18 protein-coding genes are annotated in these 18250 nt (G+C 32.8%); 12 read left to right on the top strand and 6 right to left on the bottom strand.

Annotated features, from left to right (window positions below; genetic code table 11):
• Positions 1-88: 88 nt before the first annotated feature.
• Entirely contained in the window at positions 89-1972 is a 1884-nt protein-coding gene (gene dnaK, locus AC1DY0_RS09750) for a molecular chaperone DnaK (RefSeq protein ID WP_477188413.1), read from the bottom strand.
• A 444-nt stretch (positions 1973-2416) separates the two neighbouring features.
• Here dnaK and AC1DY0_RS09745 point away from each other — a divergent pair, with 444 nt between their 5' ends.
• Complete coding sequence (locus AC1DY0_RS09745) at positions 2417-3100, top strand: 2'-5' RNA ligase family protein (RefSeq protein WP_477188412.1); 684 nt, start codon at positions 2417-2419, stop codon at positions 3098-3100.
• Positions 3101-3353: 253 nt separating this feature from the next.
• On the top strand, positions 3354-3800 hold the full coding sequence (locus AC1DY0_RS09740) for a hypothetical protein (protein ID WP_477188411.1): 447 nt from the start codon (positions 3354-3356) through the stop codon (positions 3798-3800).
• A gap of 286 nt (positions 3801-4086) precedes the next feature.
• On the opposite strand, the gene AC1DY0_RS09735 is transcribed toward AC1DY0_RS09740, so the two are convergent.
• On the bottom strand, positions 4087-4869 hold the full coding sequence (locus AC1DY0_RS09735; RefSeq protein ID WP_477188410.1) for a sulfite exporter TauE/SafE family protein: 783 nt from the start codon (positions 4867-4869) through the stop codon (positions 4087-4089).
• Between the two features lie 482 nt (positions 4870-5351).
• On the opposite strand from AC1DY0_RS09735, the gene rlmH reads away from it, so the two are divergent.
• Positions 5352-5825 carry a 23S rRNA (pseudouridine(1915)-N(3))-methyltransferase RlmH gene (gene rlmH / locus AC1DY0_RS09730; protein ID WP_173504750.1) on the top strand — a complete coding sequence of 158 codons (474 nt, stop codon included), beginning with the start codon at positions 5352-5354 and terminating at the stop codon, positions 5823-5825.
• Positions 5826-5893: 68 nt separating this feature from the next.
• Here the strand turns inward: rlmH and AC1DY0_RS09725 are convergent, their stop codons facing one another.
• Both AC1DY0_RS09725 and folP read right to left on the bottom strand, forming a co-directional pair.
• Complete coding sequence (locus AC1DY0_RS09725; protein WP_477188409.1) at positions 5894-6511, bottom strand: hypothetical protein; 618 nt, start codon at positions 6509-6511, stop codon at positions 5894-5896.
• Between the two features lie 2 nt (positions 6512-6513).
• Positions 6514-7335 (bottom strand): dihydropteroate synthase, encoded by an 822-nt coding sequence (folP, locus tag AC1DY0_RS09720; protein WP_477188408.1) that lies wholly within the window; start codon positions 7333-7335, stop codon positions 6514-6516.
• 87 nt (positions 7336-7422) lie between these two features.
• On the opposite strand from folP, the gene AC1DY0_RS09715 reads away from it, so the two are divergent.
• The 5 genes from AC1DY0_RS09715 (at position 7423) to AC1DY0_RS09695 (ending at position 11712) form a co-directional block, all read left to right on the top strand.
• Positions 7423-7962 (top strand): DUF1599 domain-containing protein, encoded by a 540-nt coding sequence (locus AC1DY0_RS09715; RefSeq protein WP_116797824.1) that lies wholly within the window; start codon positions 7423-7425, stop codon positions 7960-7962.
• 39 nt (positions 7963-8001) lie between these two features.
• Positions 8002-9102, top strand: a complete 1101-nt coding sequence (locus tag AC1DY0_RS09710; RefSeq protein ID WP_477188407.1) for a BT_3928 family protein — start codon at positions 8002-8004, stop codon at positions 9100-9102.
• Between the two features lie 291 nt (positions 9103-9393).
• Positions 9394-9888, top strand: coding sequence for a TlpA family protein disulfide reductase (locus tag AC1DY0_RS09705; RefSeq protein ID WP_477188406.1), 495 nt, complete (start codon positions 9394-9396; stop codon positions 9886-9888).
• A gap of 89 nt (positions 9889-9977) precedes the next feature.
• Positions 9978-10730, top strand: coding sequence for a triose-phosphate isomerase (gene tpiA / locus AC1DY0_RS09700; RefSeq protein WP_477188405.1), 753 nt, complete (start codon positions 9978-9980; stop codon positions 10728-10730).
• Between the two features lie 184 nt (positions 10731-10914).
• Positions 10915-11712: a hypothetical protein gene (locus AC1DY0_RS09695; protein WP_477188404.1), complete on the top strand. Its 798-nt coding sequence runs from the start codon at positions 10915-10917 to the stop codon at positions 11710-11712.
• Positions 11713-12144: 432 nt separating this feature from the next.
• Here AC1DY0_RS09695 and AC1DY0_RS09690 read toward each other — a convergent pair whose 3' ends face one another.
• Positions 12145-13812 carry a tetratricopeptide repeat protein gene (locus AC1DY0_RS09690; protein WP_477188403.1) on the bottom strand — a complete coding sequence of 556 codons (1668 nt, stop codon included), beginning with the start codon at positions 13810-13812 and terminating at the stop codon, positions 12145-12147.
• Between the two features lie 466 nt (positions 13813-14278).
• Between AC1DY0_RS09690 and prmA the strand changes: the two genes are divergently transcribed.
• The 4 genes from prmA (at position 14279) to AC1DY0_RS09670 (ending at position 17629) form a co-directional block, all read left to right on the top strand.
• Complete coding sequence (gene prmA, locus AC1DY0_RS09685) at positions 14279-15112, top strand: 50S ribosomal protein L11 methyltransferase (RefSeq protein ID WP_477188402.1); 834 nt, start codon at positions 14279-14281, stop codon at positions 15110-15112.
• A gap of 44 nt (positions 15113-15156) precedes the next feature.
• On the top strand, positions 15157-15432 hold the full coding sequence (locus AC1DY0_RS09680; RefSeq protein ID WP_477188401.1) for an ATP-dependent Clp protease adaptor ClpS: 276 nt from the start codon (positions 15157-15159) through the stop codon (positions 15430-15432).
• Positions 15433-15676: 244 nt separating this feature from the next.
• Positions 15677-16948: a sterol desaturase family protein gene (locus tag AC1DY0_RS09675; RefSeq protein WP_477188400.1), complete on the top strand. Its 1272-nt coding sequence runs from the start codon at positions 15677-15679 to the stop codon at positions 16946-16948.
• Between the two features lie 9 nt (positions 16949-16957).
• A complete protein-coding gene (locus tag AC1DY0_RS09670) occupies positions 16958-17629 on the top strand; it encodes a lysoplasmalogenase (protein WP_477188399.1) in 672 nt (223 codons plus the stop codon).
• A 207-nt stretch (positions 17630-17836) separates the two neighbouring features.
• Here the strand turns inward: AC1DY0_RS09670 and AC1DY0_RS09665 are convergent, their stop codons facing one another.
• Positions 17837-18250 carry a DUF6691 family protein gene (locus tag AC1DY0_RS09665; RefSeq protein WP_477188398.1) on the bottom strand — a complete coding sequence of 138 codons (414 nt, stop codon included), beginning with the start codon at positions 18248-18250 and terminating at the stop codon, positions 17837-17839.

The following is an 18250-nucleotide window of genomic DNA, read 5'->3' as shown; positions in this document are numbered from 1 at the left end:
AAACATAAAAAAACCGAGCTATCACTAGCTCGGTTTTTCATTTATTATGTAATGGAGACGAGATTAACCACGTCTCTACAAGAAAAAATTATTTTACTTCTTCGAATTCAACGTCTTCAACATTGTCTCCTTGTGCTTGAGCTTGTGGCTCAGCAGCTTGTTGACTTTGTTCTCCTTGAGCGTACATTGCTTCAGTAGCTGTTTTCCAAGCTGCATTGATGTTGTCAAGAGCAGTTTGAATTGCAGGAACGTCTTGAGATTGGTGAGCCATTCTCAATTCAGTTAATGCATATTCTACAGCAACTTTATGGTCATCAGCTAATTTAGCTCCAAGTTCTTTCAATTGAGTTTCCGTTTGGAAAATCATAGAGTCAGCCTCATTAATTTTCTCAGCTTTAGCTCTTAAAACTTTATCAGATTCAGCGTTAGCTTCAGCATCTTGTTTCATTCTTTCGATTTCTTCAGATGTTAATCCAGAAGAAGCTTCGATACGAATGTCATGAGATTTACCTGTTCCTTTGTCAGTAGCAGTTACTTTGATAATACCATTAGCATCGATATCAAAAGCAACTTCGATTTGAGGAACTCCTCTTGGTGCTGGTGGAATACCATCTAAGTGGAAACGACCGATAGTTTTGTTATCAACAGCCATTGCTCTAGCTCCTTGCAATACGTGAAGCTCAACAGATGGCTGAGAATCAGAAGCAGTAGAGAATACTTGAGCTTTTTTAGTTGGAATAGTTGTGTTAGCCTCAATTAATATAGTCATAACACCACCCATAGTTTCGATACCTAAAGATAAAGGTGTAACGTCAAGTAACAATACATCTTTTACATCTCCAGAAAGAACTCCACCTTGAATAGCTGCTCCAATTGCAACAACTTCATCAGGGTTAACTCCTTTAGACGCTTTTTTACCGAAGAATTTTTCAACTTCCTCAACGATTCTTGGGATACGAGTAGAACCTCCAACCAAGATAACTTCGTCGATATCATTTACTGTTAAATTAGCATTTTTCAACGCTTTAGCAACTGGTGCCATAGAACGTTTTACTAAAGAGTCAGTCAATTTTTCAAATTGAGCTCTAGTTAATTTTTTAACTAAGTGTTTTGGTCCTGAAGCTGTAGCAGTTACGTAAGGCAAGTTGATTTCAGTTTCAGCAGAAGATGACAATTCAATTTTAGCTTTCTCAGCAGCTTCTTTGATACGTTGCAATGACATTGGGTCAAGACGCAAATCGATACCTTCTTCAGCTTTAAATTCGTCAGCTAACCAGTCAATAATTGTATGGTCAAAATCATCTCCTCCTAAGTGAGTGTCTCCATCTGTAGACAATACTTCGAATACACCATCTCCTAATTCAAGAACAGAGATATCAAAAGTACCTCCACCTAAATCGTAAACAGCAATTTTTTGATCAGTTCCTTTTTTATCTAATCCGTAAGCAAGTGCAGCTGCAGTTGGCTCGTTGATGATACGCATAACTTTAAGACCTGCAATCTCACCAGCTTCTTTTGTAGCTTGACGTTGAGCATCATTAAAGTAAGCAGGAACAGTAATAACTGCTTCAGTAACTGTTTGACCTAAATAGTCTTCAGCAGTTTTTTTCATTTTTTGAAGTGTCATAGCTGACAATTCTTGTGCAGTGTACAAACGACCGTCAATATCCACACGTGGAGTATTGTTGTCACCTTTAACTACAGAATAAGGAACTCTTTTTGCTTCTTCAGTGATTTCAGCAAAAGAATGTCCCATAAAACGTTTGATAGAAGCAATAGTCTTAGTTGGGTTAGTTACTGCTTGTCTTTTCGCAGGATCTCCCACTTTAATTTCTCCACCTTCAACAAAAGCGATGATAGATGGTGTTGTTCTTTTTCCTTCAGCATTAGGGATTACTACTGCTTCATTACCTTCCATTACAGAAACACAAGAGTTTGTTGTACCTAAATCAATTCCGATTATTTTACCCATTTTTAATATATTTAATTTTTATTGTATACTTATTTTAACGGCTCGAAGACTCTAAGGCAATCTTTATGCCAATATAAAAAACCGAGTAATTTGTCAGTTTTCATTACAATTGGCATAAAACAATATGACAAACTGACATTTTACAAATTATTTACTGCGTCAGTTCGCCAAAGCTCGTGTGGGCAAGACCACATTAAGAAAAGGGGCTAAATTCAGAACACGCATACTCGGCCTCTTTCCCCAATACGGTCGAGCTATCCGTGCTACTTCGGTAGCTTGCTTCAAACGAAGTTCACTGAACTCCTATAAAAATAAATGTATAGTGAAGTAATCCCTCTTGCGATCCTAACATCATTAATCTGTGCCAGAAATTCAAATTTGACATACCTTTATATCTCAATATTATCAAACAATTAATCAAACAGTCAAATTAGAAAAATCAACATGAATCTTAAGGAACATTACAACCGTCTTTATGTCGATTCTATAGAAAAGATAAAAAACAATCATTATTCAATAGACAATCTTATTGATTCTTCTTCTGATAATCGATTTGGAATTACGGTATTAATCAGACCTTCACTTGAGGTAAAAAACAAGATTCAAGGTTTCCTGACCGAACTTAAAAAAAGCAATCCCAATCAATATTATTATCCAAATTTGGATATCCACATTACCGTTTTATCCATCATATCATGTCACAATGGATATGATTTAAAGACTATATCAATTCCTGAGTATAGCAAAATCATTCAAAAAAGTATCGAAGACATTAAAGATTTGGAAATCCATTTTCAAGGAGTCACGGCATCTAATTCTGCCATAATGGTTCAAGGATTTATCAACAATAATTCGTTAGATCAACTAAGAAACAACTTAAGAAGAAATTTCAAGAATTCTGAGCTACAACAAAGTATTGACAGCCGTTATGCCATTCAAACCGCTCATTCTACTGTAATGAGATTTAGAGAAAAAATTATAGACAAAAATGCTTTATTGAAAACTTTGGAAGAATATCGAGACTTTGATTTTAGCCAATTCAAAGTAGAGAAAATAGAGCTTGTACATAATGATTGGTACCAACGAAGTCATTTGACTCAACAATTGCAAACATTTGAATTGAAATAAACCATTATACCAAATAATAGAATAGAATTAGTTTCACAGATTGAATTCTTAAAAGATATTTTTCTTAATCCTATGAAATCAGCTTTAAACCCACAAAAAAAGCATAAAAGCTATATCATTAACAATCAATAAATTAGAATGAAAACAAATAATTTTTAAAACTGCATAATTTTAAAAAAATACCCGAATTATCTTAATAGAATTTATAAAAAAAAAATTATATTTGTCTTAAACCTTTTAAAAATAGAACATTATGAGAAAAATGACTTTGTTATTCGTTTTTGCCTTATCGTTTAGTTTTGCAAGTGTATTTGCACAAGCCAGAAAAGAACTAAACTTTGGTTATTTAGGAATTAATTATGAAATTCCTATTCATAAGGATATTACAATTGCTCCGGGCGCTGCAACCAATAGCAATATAGATTGGTTAAACGTAGGAGTAAAAGCTAATTATTATTTTGATAATCTTTTTGGAATTTCAAATGCTGCTTGGGATGTATATGGTGGAGCAAATGCTGGATACGCTTTTTGGATTGGGGACGACCATGATAACGGTAAAGGTAACGATGATGATTTCGACATTGGAGGTCAAGTTGGCGTACGTTGGTTTTGGAACGATAAATGGGGCGTATATGTAGAGGCAGCTGGCGGAAGTACCTCTGGCTTTTCTCCTGGAATTGGATTGACCGTAAAATTATAATCGCCTTTATGTCAATCTGTCGAAGATATAAAACATTACACCATAGTTCACTTAATTAATTCTCCTACAGATAATACATTTGGAATTATGGTATTAATCAGACCTTCATTAGAAGTCTAAAACCCTAATCATACTTGACTTTTCTTCCATAAAAATGCCCCCAAATAGTGTTTAACTTTTTGGGGGCATTACTCTTACTACCCAAATTTGGATATTCATATTAGAGTTTTATTCTTAATATCCCGTTAAGATGGATTTAATTTGAAGTCAATTTTAATTCCCCAGTCTATGAAATCAGTTTAAATCCGACAAAAAACAGCATAACTGCTATGGCGTTTCTAAGTAATAAATCAGGTAATTTACCGCTTAACATACTTCCAATATAAATTCCAGGAAGCGATCCCATCAATAATTGTCCAAGTAAAGTCAAATCCAAATTCCCCATTGAGGCATGTCCCAATCCGGCAACAAGAGTTAAAGGTACAGCATGAGCAATTTCAGTTCCAACCAATCGAGGTGTTGGCAAAAGCGGGTATAAGAAAAATAAAGTAACTGTCCCCAAAGCTCCAGCTCCAATAGAAGTAAGCGTTACAGTAGCTCCCAACATTACGCCAATAGCAACTGTCAATAAGTTTTGGGTTCTACTCTCACTGTGGAATTTATCCCCAGCATGTTTTTGAGACAATACCATTAATTTCTTTTTGAATAAAATAGCTACTGATGTAAAAACTAGCGCCCAGCCCAAGCTGTATTTTATCATATTATTCAACTCGGTCGTATCCGTATTTAAACTATGAAGAATCCACAAAGTCAGCAAAGCTGCCGGAACACTACCTAAAGAAAGCCAACCTGTTATGGTCCAATTTATATTCTTCTTTTTATTATGTACATAAATACCTCCTGCTTTGGTAACGGCTGCATACAACAAATCAGTACCAACGGCTGTCGTTGGAGGAATACCAAACCACAATAAAATGGGAGTCATCAAAGACCCTCCTCCTACACCTGTCATTCCTACTACAAAACCAACAACTAAACCTGCAACAACTAAACCTATTTGAAAATCCATAAAAGAGACTTTGATTTTTTTTTGGCAAAAATAGAGAAAACAACTTAAACTATAGCAATCTTATAGACTTTGTATTTTTTATTAATATGGTTTTATAATATCAGAATACATTTTTAACTCTCACTCATTTGAGTCAATAAACGAAATCCATTGACAAAATCATTTCAAATTCGACTAAAATCATAGAAATTTACTTTTTTGTCAAAAAAAATAGCATTATTTTACAATTATCCTATAGAGAGAATAGACTATGCGGAATTGATTAAAATTACAAAAATAAATGTAAAAATTAAAAATAAATAAGATTTTTACATCATAACTAAACTAAAAAAGATACTAATTGAAAATATGTTTGAAAGATAAAACCTATTTTTTAAAAACAGAAACGCCATAAACAAAATGTATTTGCCTTTTTAGCAAACTAGTTAATATTATAAAAACTAACTCCTTTTTGTAACTTTGCAAATCTGAAACATTACAAGATGAACATCAAACTTATCGCAATCGGCAAAACCGATAATAAATCTCTACAAACCTTAATTGACGATTATACCAAACGATTGTCTTTTTACATCAAATTTGATTTGGAAATTATTCCAGATATCAAAAACGTAAAAAACTTATCGGAAAGCCAACAAAAAGAAAAGGAAGGGGAACTCATCTTGTCTAAAATCACTCCGACAGACCAGCTCATTTTATTAGATGAAAACGGAAAAACCTTTTCCAGCGTTGCCTTTTCAACAGAATTGCAAAAGAAGATGAACTCGGGTGTAAAAACATTGGTTTTTGTGATTGGTGGTCCATATGGCTTTTCGGATACTGTTTATGCCAAGGCAAATGGAAAAATCTCCCTATCGTTAATGACATTTTCGCATCAAATGGTGCGTTTGTTTTTTATCGAGCAATTATACCGTGGTTTTACAATATTAAGAAACGAACCATATCATCATCAATAAAAGAGTATTCAGTTAGCAGTTGCATTGTTCTGTTCCAGTGATGTAAAAAAATATTCAGTTGTCAGGATTTAATAGATGAATTCTTGATTTGATATGAATTTCCATTCAATACTTCGCAAAAATATTTTCAAATTAATATAATTATCAAATAACATATTTTTGTCAAAACAATAGAAAACATCCTCATTTGCAGAATTTTGCTTTATATAATTTTCCAAATCATTTTTAGCAATTACTTTGTTGTTAACTAATATTTTATTGTTTTTATCAAAATAAACTTCAACTCCAGACTTTGGCTTCTTCATTTTATAATACACTTGTGTAAAAGGAATAAAAGCTAAGTTTTTACCAATACTATCCGCATAGGAATAATAATTAAGTGCCAATTCGTTTCTATGCTCTTTTTCCTCTCTTTTGCGTTGTTGCAGTTTCATTACTTCTGGAATAACCAATCGCAAAGGCAAACGTTTGTCGATATTCAAAATCCAATTGGTTGTGATAATGCTGTTTTTTCTATTTACTTCTGCCAAAGTATCTTTCCCTTTTACTCTAAAAAAAATGTAAATAGGCGACAAATCCACAACTTCTTTTACGATAGTTTGATCTGCCTTTGGCAATAAAACATCTTCTTTATTACCACAAGAAAAACACAACAACACTACAATACCAAATAAATATTTTATCATTATTAATTCAATTTACTAAATAAACGAACACATTCAACAGCTTCTTTCACATCATGCACCCGAAGTATTTTTGCCCCTTTGGATAACGCAATCGTATTCAAAACCGTTGTACCATTAAGTGCCATTTCGGCGTTTGTTTCCAAGGTTTTATAAATCATTGATTTCCTCGAAATTCCAACTAACAAAGGTAATTCAAGCATTTGAAACAACTCCATTTTTTGCATAACTGTAAAATTTTGCTCCAATGTCTTTGCAAAACCAAAACCGGGATCCACTATCAAATCGTTTATTCCAAGTGCTCTTACAACAGCAATCCGTTCCGAAAAATAGAATATCATTTCCTTAATTATATCCTCATATTGTACAAATTCATGCATAGTTTGCGGCGTTCCTTTCATGTGCATCATGATATACGGAACTTGATATTTCGCAATTGTTTCCAGCATTTTATCATCCAATTTTCCCGCCGAAATATCATTGATAATTGCAGCTCCACTTTCAATACAACTCTTTGCCACCTCTGCCCGAAAAGTATCTATTGATAATATAGTCTCGGGAAAGTGTTTTTGCAACAAATTCACAACAGGAATTATTCTAGATATCTCCTCATCTTCAGAAACAAACTCGGCATTGGGTCTGCTAGAATATGCCCCAACATCAATAAAATCGGCTCCTTCATTGAGCATTTTTTCAACTCTTCTCAGAAGTTCATTTTCATCTTTATACTTTCCACCGTCAAAAAAAGAGTTGGGAGTTATATTCAAGATCCCCATTACTTTTGGAGTGGACAAGTCAATAAGTTGCCCTTTACAATTTATAGTCATTCCAATTTGGTTTTAGAAACTTAAAGTTCTGCATTCAAAAAAATTATTCTTATTTTTGGTGCAATTTTATACAAATATACACCAATAATGAAGAATACTTCACAAGAATATGACAAGGTAATTGCCATTTGTCGCACACTTTTTATCAATAAAATGAAAGATTACGGTAGTGCTTGGCGCATTTTGAGGCTTCCTTCCCTAACCGATCAAATTTTCATAAAAGCACAAAGAATAAGAAGCTTACAAGAAAATGAAATTCGAAAAGTCGATGAAGACGAAACAGGAGAATTCATCGGTATCATCAATTATTCTATTATGGCTTTGATTCAATTGGAATTGGGCGTGGTCGATCAACCCGACTTGGAAACCGAAAGAGCAACCCAATTATACGATGCAAAAGTAGCTTTGACCAAAGAATTGATGGAAAACAAAAACCATGATTATGGAGAAGCTTGGCGTGACATGCGTGTAAGTTCACTTACCGATTTGATTTTGCAAAAACTGCTACGTGTCAAACAAATTGAAGACAATAAAGGAAAAACTATCGTATCTGAAGGTATTGATGCCAATTATCAGGATATGATTAATTATTCGATTTTTGCCTTGATTTTGATGAACAAAAAATAAAGTTCCCAAAAGAATACTATTAAAAAAACAAACCCCAAAATGAAAAACATCATTACACAATTCTCCCGAATTTTCGTTGGAATCTTATTCATAATCTCAGGATTAATCAAACTGAACGATCCTGTTGGATTCTCTTATAAATTAGCAGAATATTTCAGCGAACCGGTTTTCAACATGCCATTTTTCGTTCCTTTTTCCTTGACTATAGCCCTATTTATAGTAATCTTGGAAGTAGTTTTAGGTGTTATGTTGCTCATTGGTTACAAATCAAAATTGACCATTTGGCTTTTGTTGCTTTTAATCATAAAATTCACTTTCCTGACATTCTATTCCGCTTATTTTGATGTTGTAAAAGACTGCGGATGCTTTGGAGATGCTTTGCACCTTACACCTTGGCAATCATTTACAAAAGACGTTGTTTTATTGTTTTTTATATTGATTCTGTTCGTTAATATGAAATTGGTTAAACCATTATTCAGCGATAAAATTCAAAATAGCCTGGCAATATTATCTCTTGTTTTATGTGCATTTATGGGATATTGGGTAATCAATCACTTGCCTCTAAAAGATTTCCGTGCATTCAAAGTAGGAAACAATATTCAAAAAGGAATGGAAATTCCAGAAGGCGCACCAAAATCGGTGGTAGAAATGATTTTTATCTACAAAGTAAATGGTGTTGACAAAGAATTTTCGGAAAAAGACTTGGCTAATATTCCTGCTGGTGCCACTTTTGTTGACAGAAAGGATAAAATAATCACAGAAGGTTACGTTCCTCCTATTCATGATTTTGTAATGGAAAAAGACGGATCGGATTATAAGGAAGAATTATTGCAAGAGCCTAAATTATTAATGATTGTTGCCTATGATTTGGCACTTGCCAATGCAGATGGCCTTGCGAAGATGGAGCAAATCAGTAAAACCGCTTCCGCAAAAGGATATAAAACAATTGGAATGACCGCTTCTACTCCAGAAGAAATTGCAAAAATCAAAAAACAATATGGTATCACTTTTGATTTTTATTTCTGCGATGCTATTCCATTAAAAACTATTGAAAGAGCTAATCCAAGTTTTGTCATTCTTGAAAAAGGAACTGTTAAACAAAAAGCACATTACAACGATACAGATGATTTAGCTTTTTAATTTCAATTAAAACTATAAAAAGTAATAACCTTGTGGGAATATCATTTTCTTGCAAGGTTTTTTTTATTGGTAATAAATCAAAATTAAATCATAAAAAATATCAACTATAACGATATTGTAACCAATTTTAGAGATTTTCACATTAAAATTCCAAAATCAGTTTACCTAATTTAGATTTCTTTGGTTAACTTTGTGAAAATTAATTTTTAGATGAAATCACAATGATTCCAAAGCAAAAGGAATAAAGAATAGTGATTCCATGTTCCAATAAAAAACAAGCATTATCTTTATATGAAAAAAATCGCCTTATTACTTATTGCTTTTGCTACATTTTCCTGTACCCAAGCTCAGAAAACTGAGTTCTCAAAAAAAGCACTTTCCGAAACTTTATTAGCTACAGACGGTAATCAAATTAAATTTAAAGATATCCTAAAAAACCAAAAAGGTAAAACTACCATTATAGAATTTTGGGCATCTTGGTGTGGTGATTGCGTAAAAGCAATGCCAAAACTAAAAGAACTTCAAGCCAACAATCCAGACGTATCTTATGTGTTTATGTCAATGGATAAAACTGCTGATAAATGGAAAGAAGGTATCGAAAAACACCAACTAAACGGATTACACTTCATGGCAAATGACGGCATGAAAGGTGTTTTTGGAAGTGCAATTGACTTGGATTGGATTCCGAGATACATTATCATTGATAAAACCGGAAAAATTGTCGTTTATCGTGCCATAGAAACTGACTTTGACAAAATCAACGCAACACTAAAACAATTGCAATAGTCGTTTCAAGGTCTATTTTTCAATGAAAATTGCACTGACAAGTTGAAACAATGAATTAATCAGAAAATAAAACTATAAATACTACAAAAATGAGAAAGAAGATTGTTGCAGGAAACTGGAAAATGCATAAAAATGCAGCACAAACTAAAGAATTATTGAATGAACTATTGACTCAAATTCCAGCTGAAACTGCTGCACAAGTAATTGTTGCTCCAACATTTGTGAACTTGGCTTCAGCAGTAGAAAACTTAACACACTCCAATATATCAGTTGCTGCACAAAATTTACACCAAGCAGAAAGCGGTGCTTTTACAGGCGAAATATCAGCAGATATGCTTAAAGGTGTAGGTGTAAATACAGTAATTTTAGGTCACTCAGAGCGTAGAGCTATTTTTCATGAAACTGACGCTTTAATTGCAAGCAAAGTAAATACAGCCTTGAAACACGACATGACTGTAATCTTCTGTTTTGGTGAAGAATTAAAAGATCGTCAATCTGGAAATCACTTTAATATTGTTGAAAATCAATTGAAAGATGGTTTATTCCACATAGAAGCTAAAGATTGGGAAAAAATTGTATTGGCTTATGAACCAGTTTGGGCTATTGGAACAGGTGAAACTGCTTCTCCAGAACAAGCGCAAGATATGCACGAATTCATCAGAGAAACAGTTCGTAAAGCATTTGGAAGTGACATTGCTGAAGATGTTACTATTCTTTACGGAGGAAGCGTAAAACCAGACAATGCAAAAGAAATCTTTTCTAAACCTGATGTTGATGGTGGACTTATTGGTGGTGCTGCCTTAAATGCAAAAGATTTCATTACTATTGTAACGTCTATCTAAAAATTAAAAATGTATTTCAACTTTTCATAAAGTTGAAACGCTTTTTAAATATCACGAAAACCTGTTCAAATAAACGAACAGGTTTTTTTTATTTATTCATTATCCTTTAAGATAAATTTGAAATTCTTGAATAAATCCTCGAAATTTGCCACCCTTAAATACTTACAATAACCTAGAAAATTAAATGGAAATCCAGAAAAAAATTAAAACAAAATCAGATAAAATATGGCAAAAATGGTCCATTGCCTTCCGAATTATTCCAGTGCTTCTTTTTGTAGCATTACTTAAATTTTTATCCTATCATTTTGAATTAGAAGTTCTCGAATTAAACGCCCTTTTTACCAGTTTAATAGCTGGAACAATTTTCCTGATTGGTTTTCTTATTAGCGGAGTTCTTTCGGATTATAAGGAAAGTGAAAAACTGCCTAGTGAACTTTCGGCTTCCATAAAATCCTTATATGATGATGCCTATACCATTTACAAAGGCAAAAATTCTCAAAACGCTTTTCAATTTATAGAGTTCCAAAAAACATTTACCAATTTCTTGATGGACTGGTTCTACAAGAAAGAAACCACTGCATCCATACTGGACAAAATAAGTCAAATGAATGATTTCATTATCGAATTAGATGACGAAGGCATTCAACCAGGGTATCTCATCAAAATAAAAAATGAACAAAACAACATACGTAAAATGATATTGCGAATTGACACCATCAGAGAAACCAACTTTATTGGTTCGGCTTATGCAATTCTGGAAGCAATGGGATTTTTGATTGCGTTATCACTAATCATCATTAAAATAGAGCCTTTCTATGTTGCCTTATTTTTCACATTACTCGTAACCTTTTTGATCTCCTATATGTTTTTATTAATCAAAGATCTTGACAATCCTTTTGATTATGTCGAAAATGGGGAAAGCGGAACTGAAATTTCATTAAAACCCATTCACGACCTCATAAAGGCATTCAAAAAATTATAATATTAATTCCGAAAACAAATATCAAAAAGCGGTTCGAAATCATTTGAACCGCTTTTTTTTTCACCCAAAAAAAAGTTTGGCATCATTATTGAAAAGTACTCAACACAAAAAAGGTTAGAAATTTCAGATCGAGTAATATTCAATGTCAACGGAAATATTACAAAAGGAAGTTTATTACTCGATCTTGTTTCAAAACTTATAATTATTAGGAATGTTTTTGTTTACTCAATAGTTTCATAAAGAAAATCTTTATGTCAAAAAGAGATCAAGAAACATTCAGTCGAATTTATTAAGCCCGATTTGCCCAAAAATCAAAATAAAAAAAGGAAACATTGTTTCCTTTTTTTTCTTTTAGGAATTAATTAAAATCCATAAAAAAAACCAACGGATTCATCCCGTTGGTTTCTCCACAATCAAATATATAAATAGACTTTATTTCAATGATTTTAACTGATCAATAGCATATTGGTTAGCAGGATCTATACCCAATGTTTTACTAAAAACATCTTTTGCTTTGTCCTTATCGGTAACAGCATAGATAATACCCAAATTATTATAAGCTTCCACTAATTTTGACTTCATCCCTTTGCTGGCTAACTCAGTAGAATCTTTTTTGTTAGCAGTAGTTATGAAATCCTCATAGTTTTTAGCTACCTGAGAATCATTTTTTAGTAAGACTTGAATTCTGGCTTTAAAAAGATAAGCATCCTGTGTTGATGGAGAAGCTTTGATAATTGTATCTAATGAAAGATCAGCTTTTTTCAATTGCTCCATTTGCTGTGGATTTAAATTTTCAATACCGTTACAAGACCAATACACTGATGAAGCAAAAAAGAAATTATCCATTAGAAATGATTTTGTTTCTGTATTTGCAATAGCAATTTCATAAACGTTAGCAGCTTGAGCATATAATTTTTTCTCATATAATTTCTTAGCCAAGTCTGGAAGTTCTCCAGCAATAGCAGGGCTCATATCAAATGATTTTTTGAAATCTAAAATTCCATTATCAATAAGCGTGTTATCAACAGGAGTCAAGGTTAATGCTTTGCCCAATTTTGAAGCACCAATATAAAAATAATCTCTCCCAATCACTCTATTCGAAGGATTCGAAACATAGGATGTTAGCGAACTTATAGCTGTATCAAAATTATTATTGTAATAAGCTGAATACCCCAAATAACGGTAAATTCTTGGATTTACTTTATCCAATTTACTCATTTCATTAGCTTCTGTTTCAAGAGCTTTATAATCTTTGGCTAGAATAAGAAAATCAGCATGACGCATACGTGACTCTAATGAATAATCTGTTAAGGACATGTATTTTTCATAAAAAGCCAATCCTTTTGATATATGCGCATCGTAATTCCCCGCATCATTTAAAGCCCAAAGATATTGGGTTTCGGCTAGTTCGCGATACACAGGTCCATAATTGGAATTTAAAGCTATTACTTCGTCAAATGCAGTTAATGCAATAGGAAAGTTGTGAGCATTTTTGATTAAAGTACCCAATCCCATTTTGGCCCTTAATAGCGTATTATCTAATCTAAAAGCTTCTCGGTAGCACTCATAAGCCTCATTTTGCTTTTTATTGAACTTATAAGCATCCCCCAAAGCCAATAAAACATCTGTATTTGCTGGATCAATCAGCCTGGACTTACTTAAAATCTCAATTGCTTTTTTGTAATTCGGATGTTCTGAATAAGTATAGGCTTTGCCAATATATACAGTTTCTTCTAAATCCCTTTTGCTGCTATTTTGTGTAGCTAATGCAAAATATTTTTCGGCTTCGACAAAATCGCCTTTATCCAACGCAATATAACCTAATCCTATATAACTAAAATTTCCTTTGCTGGAACACGTAATTCCAACATCAAAATGCTTCTTGGCCGCTTCATAATCTCCTTTCAATAGACAAACATTACCCAAAAGAAATTTAGCATAGCCATCAGTAGGTTTTAAGGCTGTAATGGTTTCTAAAGTATTTTTGGCTATTTCATATTGTTCGGCATCAATAGCGTTTTTTGCTTGTTTTATATCCTGCGCTTGCCCCAAAAAACCCAAAAACAGTATTGCGATGGTATAAATAAAAACTTTTTTCATGATAGATATAATTAATTTTAATAATAAAATAGTGCTGAGTTAAATTAGAATAAAACAACACTACAAATATAAAATAATATTAAACAAAAACAGTATATTTTAGCAATTAAATAACTGCAAATCAATTAGTTATATTTTTAAAAACATGATAAAAATCATTTTTTTATATTTCGAAAAAAAGTATAACTATGGTGAAAAAAGAAGAATGAAAATTAAGAAACGACATTTTTTAAAACTAAAAAAAACACTAATAGTTCATTTTTAGATTATTAGCAGAACCGTTATCATTAAATCGTACTGATAAAGAATTAAAAGCAATCTTTAATTTAAAGTAAAACTCTTTTTCGAGAATTCATAAAAATAAAATACTTCAGAAAAACTAAGTCAAAAAACATTCTGTCAAAATAGTTGCCAAAATTCAAAAAAGGATTGCATCCTATTGTTACCTTTGCAAAAAAAATCAAACATGTCAAATATTTATATAGGGTATCATTTTTCAATTGAACCAAAGGAGTTAGGATCAGAAATACTAATTGCCGAATTGGGTGAAAAAGCTTTTGAAAGCTTCACTGAAACCGAAACTGGAATTTCTGCTTTTGTGCAAAAAGACCTTTGGGACGAAACGATATTGGAAGACATTCAAATATTACAATCGGAAGAATTCAAAATCGACTATACTTTTGAAGAAATCGAACAAGTAAACTGGAATGAGGAGTGGGAAAAGAATTTTGAACCTATAGATGTAGAAGGAAATTGTCATGTACGTGCACCATTTCATCCTAAAACGGATGCCGAATATGATATTGTAATTGAACCCAAAATGAGTTTTGGAACAGGACATCATGAAACTACACACATGATGATTCAGCATTTACTGGAAATGGATGTTGCCGGTATGAAAACACTTGACATGGGTTGCGGTACAGCAATTCTTGCCATTCTTGCCGAAATGAAGGGAGCTCAACCTATAGATGCGATTGATATTGACAATTGGTGTTACCTAAACTCCATTGAAAATGCTGAACGCAACAATTGTAAACACATTACGGTTTACGAAGGAGATGCTTCTTTATTAAAAGACAAAAAATACGATTTGATTATAGCCAACATCAACAGAAACATTTTGTTAAATGATATGCAAAGTTATGTTGACTGTTTAAACGCAGGCGGAACCATATTATTTAGCGGTTTCTACGAAGAGGACATTCCTTATATTGACGCATCTTGTACAGAAAAAGGATTAACCTACGTAAAAAAATTCCAAAGAAACAATTGGGTATCAATAAAATACGTAAATTAGTATCTACTTTTTTATAAATCAACAAAGTACAAAAACCTAAAAGCATGAGTACAATAGAGAAAGTAAAAGAAAGAACCCGAGAAGAGGAAGTAACGACTAAAAACAATGAAATAATAGTTTACAATGACGATGTTAATACTTTTGACCACGTCATTGACACTTTAGTTCGCGTTTGCGGACACACTCCTATTCAAGCAGAACAATGTTCGTTGATTGTTCATTTCAACGGTAAATGCACCGTAAAGACGGGAGAATATGATAAATTAAGAGTACAATGCTCTAGATTACTTGAAGCTGGCTTAACTGCCGAAATAATCTAAACTATACAATACTATTTCCAAAAATTTGTTATTTATTAAACCTACTTGAGCAAGTACAATCTCAAGTAGGTTTTTTTATGTCTTCTCATTACCAGAACTAATTTTGAAACCCAAAATTCCCTCCATCAACTTTATTCTTCTTAAAAACTCACATTATTGAATACATAAAACAACCCATAAAAAAATAACAAAAATCACAATATTTTAAACAATTATTCTATATTTGAACAAAAATACCCCTCAAATGGAAGAATACGGTAAAATATTAGTTTTTGTAATGCCTGTTTTTTTGATATTAATTATAATCGAAAAAATTTACGGCCACTATAAAGGAGAAGACACCTCTCCAAATATGGATTCGGTTTCGAGTATTAGCTCGGGAATGGTCAATTCGGTCAAAGATGTTCTTGGACTTAGCGTTACGTTGGTCTCTTATGAATGGTTTGAAACCAAGTTTGCCATAATTCATTTGGAAGCCAATATTTGGGCTTATATCATTGGATTTATCGTTATTGATTTTTATGGCTATTGGAGTCATCGTCTGTCTCACCAAATTAATTTTTTATGGAACAAACATGCAATTCATCACAGTAGCGAAGAGTTTAATCTGGCTTGCGCCTTGCGTCAAACAGTTTCGAGTTTTGTTAATCTATTTACATTCCTATTGATTCCAGCGGCATTATTGGGAGTACCTCCAAGAGTAATTGCGATAATACTGCCTATTCATTTATTTTTACAATTTTGGTACCATACCAAACACATCAAAAAAATGGGTTTTCTGGAACAAATACTTGTTACACCATCGCATCATCGCGTTCATCATGCGATAAATCCAATTTATATGGACAAAAATCATTCGCAAATATTCATTATTTGGGATAAACTTTTTGGCACTTTTCAAGAAGAATTAGATTCGGTACCGCCTGTTTTTGGAATTACGAGACCAGCACAGACCTGGAACCCCTTCCGCATTAATTTCCAGCACTTGTGGTTATTGATTACCGATGCTTGGCGTTCCGAAAAATGGAAAGACAAACTCACAATTTGGTTCAAACCTACAGGTTGGCGCCCAGAACACTTCGAAGAGAAATACCCAGTAAACAAAATCACTGATGTCTATACCTATGAAAAATACGGTACACTACATTCCAATAAATTAATGTATTGGTCATTATTTCAAGCCATGTTTACTTTATTACTGATTACCTACATGTACAATTCGATTGCAATTATTGGTTTGCCAAACGTATTCGTCTACGGCGCTTTTATATTTCTTACCGTTTACAGCTACACCGAATTGATGGATACCCGGAAAATTTCATTACTATGGGAAGGAATTCGATTTTTTATAGGAATAGCAATCATTGCTTATCTTGGTGATTGGTTTGGCATGAATACACTTTTTCCTTTTGCCTCATACATCATAATTGGGTATCTCGTTTTATCACTATTGGTCACGTTTTATTTTGTAAACACCAATTTTGATGCAGAAAAATCAATTGTGGCAACTTCTTAAAAAAAATCTATGCAATCATCTTTACTTCTCAAAACCTATATTGGTTTTACTATTATTTATCTTGGTATTCTATTCCTCAATATTGAAGGATTCGACTTTTATATGAAACCTATTTTACTTCCTATTTTAATGGCAGCAGTTATAGTTTCTGAAAATTTTCCAACCAAAAAAATCCTTCTAACTGCATTGACATTTTCTTGGATAGGCGACATTATTTTACTTTTTGCAGATAAAGGAGAACTCTATTTCATCTTCGGTCTAGTGGCTTTTCTTATATCGCATTTGGTATATATTGCCCTTTTCTGCAAACAACAAAACACTAGAATCAACGATAACAAAACCCTGTTTTGGATTGGTGTTCTAGCCATACTAGCCTATTTCATTTTCATGATTAATACATTATTCCCAAAACTAGGCCCATTAAAAATTCCAGTTTTGGTATATGCGATCGTGATTACCACAATGCTTTTCTTTGCTTTCAAAGGCAGTTTAAAATGGTTAATTCCTGCTAACAATTACATCCTTATTGGTGCTGTTGTATTTGTAAGCTCGGATAGTATTTTGGCTTTCAACAAATTTTATGCACCGATTACGCACGCTTCATTTTACATTATGGCGACGTATTGCCTAGCACAATATTTAATAGTTGCTGGGATTTTAAAGCTGAATTTCAAAATATAAAATAACATTTAGGGCGTGCCACCATTAAGAAAAAAGGCCAAATTTAGACTATGCTTATTCGGCCTCTTTCCTTAATGCTGTCGGGCTATCCATGCTACTTCGGTAGCTTATTTCTATCCCTCACGCTTACTTAACACAAGATATTTATTCCAAAAAAAAGCATTTTCCAATTTAGAAAATGCTTTTTTTTAGAATAAGTTTTAATGATTAATGAGGCAACTTGTTTTTTAAAGCACCATAAATAATCGTTCCTATCAGAGCTCCAATAAGAACAATAATTACAGGCATAAATCCCGCCCCTATCAATATAAAAATTGGCCCTGGGCAAGAACCTACCAAAGCCCAACCCAATCCAAAGGAAATACCTCCCACCAAATATCTGACAGTACCATTTTCTTTATCCAAGATTTCAATAGGTGATCCTTTGATATCTTTAATATTTTTTCTTTTAATTATTTGAATACCTATAACTCCTGTCGCAACAGCAACACCAATAATTCCATACATATGAAATGATTGAAATTGAAACATTTCATAAATACGGTACCAAGAAACCGCTTCCGACTTGGTAAGAACAATTCCAAAAAGGAATCCAACGAGAAAATATTTTAATAATTTCAT

The sequence above is a fragment of the Flavobacterium sp. P1_E4 genome (assembly GCF_056405915.1).
The sequence above is the reverse complement of the archived record's forward strand: the minus strand, read 5'-3'. Positions and strand labels throughout refer to the sequence as shown.

What these genes read in the sequence shown, in the direction of transcription:
- dnaK (WP_477188413.1), bottom strand. Translation starts at nt 1,972, where the DNA reads ATGGGTAAAATAATCGGAATTGATTTAGGTACAACAAACTCTTGTGTT.
- AC1DY0_RS09745 (WP_477188412.1), top strand. Translation starts at nt 2,417, where the DNA reads ATGAATCTTAAGGAACATTACAACCGTCTTTATGTCGATTCTATAGAA.
- AC1DY0_RS09740 (WP_477188411.1), top strand. Translation starts at nt 3,354, where the DNA reads ATGAGAAAAATGACTTTGTTATTCGTTTTTGCCTTATCGTTTAGTTTT.
- AC1DY0_RS09735 (WP_477188410.1), bottom strand. Translation starts at nt 4,869, where the DNA reads ATGGATTTTCAAATAGGTTTAGTTGTTGCAGGTTTAGTTGTTGGTTTT.
- rlmH (WP_173504750.1), top strand. Translation starts at nt 5,352, where the DNA reads ATGAACATCAAACTTATCGCAATCGGCAAAACCGATAATAAATCTCTA.
- AC1DY0_RS09725 (WP_477188409.1), bottom strand. Translation starts at nt 6,511, where the DNA reads ATGATAAAATATTTATTTGGTATTGTAGTGTTGTTGTGTTTTTCTTGT.
- folP (WP_477188408.1), bottom strand. Translation starts at nt 7,335, where the DNA reads ATGACTATAAATTGTAAAGGGCAACTTATTGACTTGTCCACTCCAAAA.
- AC1DY0_RS09715 (WP_116797824.1), top strand. Translation starts at nt 7,423, where the DNA reads ATGAAGAATACTTCACAAGAATATGACAAGGTAATTGCCATTTGTCGC.
- AC1DY0_RS09710 (WP_477188407.1), top strand. Translation starts at nt 8,002, where the DNA reads ATGAAAAACATCATTACACAATTCTCCCGAATTTTCGTTGGAATCTTA.
- AC1DY0_RS09705 (WP_477188406.1), top strand. Translation starts at nt 9,394, where the DNA reads ATGAAAAAAATCGCCTTATTACTTATTGCTTTTGCTACATTTTCCTGT.
- tpiA (WP_477188405.1), top strand. Translation starts at nt 9,978, where the DNA reads ATGAGAAAGAAGATTGTTGCAGGAAACTGGAAAATGCATAAAAATGCA.
- AC1DY0_RS09695 (WP_477188404.1), top strand. Translation starts at nt 10,915, where the DNA reads ATGGAAATCCAGAAAAAAATTAAAACAAAATCAGATAAAATATGGCAA.
- AC1DY0_RS09690 (WP_477188403.1), bottom strand. Translation starts at nt 13,812, where the DNA reads ATGAAAAAAGTTTTTATTTATACCATCGCAATACTGTTTTTGGGTTTT.
- prmA (WP_477188402.1), top strand. Translation starts at nt 14,279, where the DNA reads ATGTCAAATATTTATATAGGGTATCATTTTTCAATTGAACCAAAGGAG.
- AC1DY0_RS09680 (WP_477188401.1), top strand. Translation starts at nt 15,157, where the DNA reads ATGAGTACAATAGAGAAAGTAAAAGAAAGAACCCGAGAAGAGGAAGTA.
- AC1DY0_RS09675 (WP_477188400.1), top strand. Translation starts at nt 15,677, where the DNA reads ATGGAAGAATACGGTAAAATATTAGTTTTTGTAATGCCTGTTTTTTTG.
- AC1DY0_RS09670 (WP_477188399.1), top strand. Translation starts at nt 16,958, where the DNA reads ATGCAATCATCTTTACTTCTCAAAACCTATATTGGTTTTACTATTATT.
- AC1DY0_RS09665 (WP_477188398.1), bottom strand. Translation starts at nt 18,250, where the DNA reads ATGAAATTATTAAAATATTTTCTCGTTGGATTCCTTTTTGGAATTGTT.